The sequence below is a fragment of the Pedococcus sp. NPDC057267 genome (genome assembly GCF_042668795.1).
Taxonomy (GTDB): Bacteria; Actinomycetota; Actinomycetes; order Actinomycetales; family Dermatophilaceae; genus Pedococcus.
On record NZ_JBHUYG010000060.1, the window covers coordinates 1 to 4,176 of the forward strand.

General features: G+C 72.4%; 4 protein-coding genes. All 4 read right to left on the bottom strand.

All coding sequences use genetic code 11. The annotated features are described in order from the left end of the window. Window positions 1–62: 62 nt before the first annotated feature. Complete coding sequence (locus ACFUC1_RS13450; RefSeq protein ID WP_379120530.1) at window positions 63–1,700, bottom strand: OmpL47-type beta-barrel domain-containing protein; 1,638 nt, start codon at window positions 1,698–1,700, stop codon at window positions 63–65. 11 nt (window positions 1,701–1,711) lie between these two features. Further along, window positions 1,712–2,155 carry a hypothetical protein gene (locus ACFUC1_RS13455; protein ID WP_379120532.1) on the bottom strand — a complete coding sequence of 148 codons (444 nt, stop codon included), beginning with the start codon at window positions 2,153–2,155 and terminating at the stop codon, window positions 1,712–1,714. Between the two features lie 74 nt (window positions 2,156–2,229). Next, window positions 2,230–3,402 (bottom strand): hypothetical protein, encoded by a 1,173-nt coding sequence (locus tag ACFUC1_RS13460; protein WP_379120534.1) that lies wholly within the window; start codon window positions 3,400–3,402, stop codon window positions 2,230–2,232. Between the two features lie 67 nt (window positions 3,403–3,469). After that, window positions 3,470–3,946 carry a hypothetical protein gene (locus tag ACFUC1_RS13465; protein ID WP_379120537.1) on the bottom strand — a complete coding sequence of 159 codons (477 nt, stop codon included), beginning with the start codon at window positions 3,944–3,946 and terminating at the stop codon, window positions 3,470–3,472. Window positions 3,947–4,176: the final 230 nt, after the last annotated feature.

The window sequence follows — 4,176 nt, forward strand, 5'->3', positions numbered from 1 at the left end:
GTCCGGTGGTGCTCACCGGACCGAGCCTAGGCGCGTCGCCGCGGCGTCACCTGGCGGCCGGGCTACTGCTTGCTGACGGTCAGCGTCGCCTGCGTCAGGCCCGACGACGTAGCCGTGAACGAGCGGTTCGACCAGTTCCCGCTCTCGGTGTAGGTCCACTGGCTGGCGGACGTGGCCGGCCCGCTAGCAGGGATGGTCAGGACCTGCTGACCGGCAGGACTGCCAGTCTTGGGCGGCGGAGCGCTGACGGTCACGGTTTTGGCGCTTCCAAGGTCACTGACGATGTTCCCTTGGGGGTCGGTGACGCTGACGTTACTCGTGGCGGCGATGTTGTTGCCGATGACGGCGGCGCACGTGAAGTAGCAGGTGCTGGTCGATTGGACGCTGCCCTGGGCGGTGAAGGTGGTCCAGGCGAGCCGGGTGGGGCTACCGGCGTTGACGCTCACCGGGGCGCTGGTGCCCGTGAGCGAGCTGAGGCCGGCGTCCGTCACCGTGACTGCCTGGACGCCGGACCTCACCGGCGTGACCGAGATGGTCGCCGTTCCCCCCGAGAAGGTCGCCGACGACGGCACCGAGGGGGTCGCACCGGACGGGCTGGACTGCAGTCCCGTCACGGTCAGGCTCTTGGTGCCCGAGTAGCCGGGGTAGGTGGACAGCGTGACGGTGAATGCCGTGCCGGCCGTGGCCGTGCTGGGTGCGGTGACGGTGAACGTGTTCCTGAGCGTCACCGGGACCGCTGCGCTCGTCGTGCTGTTGCCGGCGGTGTCGGTCCCGATGGCTTGGAGCGAGTAGGACCCGTCGGCCAGTCCGGCCGTCGCCCATGACGTGCTCCAGCTGCCGCCGGACGTCGTCGGGCTGCCGATGGTCGTCCAGGGGGCCGAGCCGGTCCGGTACTGGACGGTGACGCCCGCGACCCCGGAGCCGGTGTCGGACGCGGTGCCCGAGACCGTGACCGTCCCACCCTGCGTGGAGCCGCCGGCCGGCCCGGTCACCGCGACCGAGGGCGCCGTGCGGTCGATCTGGACGGAGACCGACTTCGCGGCCTCGGTGTTGCCGACCTTGTCCTGGGAGAAGTACCTGACCGTGGTCGAGGAGGACACGGTGAAGGGGCCGGCGTAGGGAGTCGAGGACGTCGTCGGCGCAGTGCCGTCGGTGGTGTACCAGGTGCCGGCCACGCCGCTGGCGTCCGTGGCGGTGAGCGTGACGGTGACATCCGTCGTGCTCCACCCTGCGCCGTTCGGGGCGGGCGACTGGGAGACCGTGGTCACGGGTGGCGTCGTGTCGGCGCTGGGCACGGCCACGGACGCGGTGGCGGGCACGGGCGACTCCCAGGCGGAGCCGGCGAGCACGGCATACACGGCATAGGTGTTGGTCTGGCCGGCGACCGGGGCGGTGTCGGTGCACGAACCGTTCGCCCCCGTGACCGTGCAGGCGCTCGGGGCGGCGGTCGGTGCGGTGCGGGCCACGCGGTACCCGGTGGGGGTCGGCCCGGCGCTCGGGGCCGTGACGGTGAAGGTGACCGTGGACGCGGTCACACCCGAGGTGGCGACCGCCGGGGTGCCCAGGGTGGCGGCGCGCCCGGACGCGGTCGCGGCGGTGGAGGTGACGGAGAAGTACGCCCAGGCAGGGACGGCCAGCGCGACGGTCACGACGGCGAGGCCGAGGCCACCGACGCCGGCGCGGCGGGACAGGCGGCGCATGCGTGGTCCTCTCATGGGGTCTGCCCTGTCAGCACGACGGGGACGGTGAAGGTGGCGCCCTGGCAGCCCGAGGGCGTCGAGCTGCCGAGGCTGAGGGCACCGGGGATCGTGAGGACGGCGCCGGAGGCACCGGCTGCGACGGGGAGGGACAGCCCGGTCGCGGCGACGACGACCGCGGGGGCCGAGCAGCTGCCGGATGCGCCCGAGACCATGACCGGTCGGGTCGTGTCCAGGTTGACGGCGGTGATCCGCACGGGCACCGCGTTCGGGTTGGTCACCGCGACGGTGACCGGTACGGCCGGGCCGCCGGGGTAGGCACCGGTGCTGGGCGCGGTCACCGACGTCGTGGCGAGGGACACGACGGTCACCGTCGTGCCGCTGCCCGTGCCGGTGGCGGCGGACGACCAGGAGGCCCGGGCAGTGACCCCTGCGCTCGTCGCGAGGGTGGCTGCCACGCCCACCGCCAGCAGGCCTCGCGCGGACGACAGGCGGGGACGGGAGCGGCGGACGGACCGGGCGACGGAGGCGTTCACTGGTTCGTCGCCGATCCCGTGTAGGCGAGCTCGACCGTGACGGACCGGCACGCATCCTGGTTGCGCGGGGCGTCGATGAAGGTGACGGCGGGAAGGGCCGAGGTCGGGACTCCCAGGCTCGTGAGCGTCGTGCTGGGCGCGTTCGCCGGCACGCTCAACGGGTACGACCCGGAGTACTGCCGCACGGCGAAGTCGCTTGCGCTGCAACCGCTCACGACGGCCCCGTCTCGCGTCACCGCACGCACCGTCACGCCCAGGTTGGTGATCTTGATCTGCTGGTTGTTGGGGTTGGCGACGGTGAGGTCGACCACCCGGGCCGGCGCCCCCGGGTACAACACCCCGACCACGCTGCCGCCCAGGGCGAACGGCTTGGAGCTCAGCTTGGAGTCGACGACGAGCGAGGCCGTCGTCGAGGAGGGGGCGATGCCGGAGCCGGAGGCGGTGACCCCGAGGGTCGTCGTCCCGTCGGGCGTACCAGTGCCGGTCGACACCTGGAGGGTGGACGTGCCGGACGACGTGCCCGCCGGCAGGGTGCTGGGGGTCAATGTCGCCTGGGCTCCGGGAGGGAGCGACCCGGACGCGCTGAGGGTCACGGCCCCCGAGTACCCGTTGACCCGCGTCACCGAGACGGCGTACGTGGCCGTGGAGCCCGGCGCCACGGACACCGTCGCCGGGGTGACCGACACGGCCACGGCCGGTGGGGGCGAGGACACGACGACGGTGAGGTCGAGCGCGTGCTTGGTCGGGCCGCTGGTCCCCGTGACGGTGAGGACGTCGCTGCCGGTGGGCGTGGAGGCGGACGTGGTCACGACGAGGGTGGACGTCACGGCGGCCGTCGACGTGACCGACACGGTCGGCGGGCTGAACGTGGCCGTGGACCCGGCCGGGAGGCCCGTGGCGGTCAGCGCGACCGGCCCGGTGAACCCACCCGTCGGGGTCACCGTGAGCGTGAAGCTCGCAGACTGTCCGCGCTGCACCGAGACGCTGAGCGGCTGCGAGGTGACGCCGAAGTCCTTGGTCTTGGCCGCGACGGGGCTGGTCCGGCCGAGGCTGTCGCCCGTGCCGGACGAGCCCCCGCCCACGCCGGGCACCCGGCCGACCGAGGCGAGCGCCACGAACGCGCACAGAGCCAGCAGGGCGGTCGCCCTGGTGAAGGCCCGAGTGCTCATCTGGTTCTCCGTGGTGGTCGGCCGGTGTGCCGGCGGTGGGGCGAGGGGCTCAGCTGTAGGCGAGGCGTCAGTTCGAGGCGTAGTGCAGCGTGAGGGTGGCGCCCTTGCAGGCGTCCTGGTTGGTCGCCTTGTCCACGAACTGGATGGTGTTGACCGAGTCCTGCGACTTGCCGCTGGCGAGGTCGACCGCCATCCAGTTCAGCGTCACCGGGCTGGCCGCTCCCGTGCTGTTGTTGATCGAGAAGTCCGAGCCGTCGCAGCCGGTCTTGTCGGTCGTGACGTAGGCGGTGAGGCCGGCGACCTGCGCGTTGTTGGCTGCGTTGTTCGTCACCGTGGCGGTGAAGTCCTGCCCGGCCTGGCCCGGGTAGAGGGCGGTGGAGACGCCGCCGGTGATCGAGAGGTTAGAGTCGCCGGCGGTGGTCGAGCCGGTGCCGGAACCGGAGCCGGTGCTGCTCCAGTACGCGAAGGCGGCGGTGCCGCTGCCGACGAGGACGAGCGCAGTGACGCCGGCCGCGATGCGCTGGCGGCGGTTGAGGTGAGCCATGGGGAGTCCTTTGTCTGTCATGCCGGCGAGAGCGGCGATGGAGGTGGTGACGCCGGTCGAGGGACTCGTCCGGTCGATCGCCGAAAGACTCCGGTGCGACGCATCGGTGCAAGGCGGACTTGGCGGGCACATCACCCGTTCGCCGACGAAAGATCAGGAGCGACGTAGATCGCCTCACCCCGTTGCCGTACAGCAGACGAGGGAGGCGCCGCTCCCCCCACTGGGGGAAC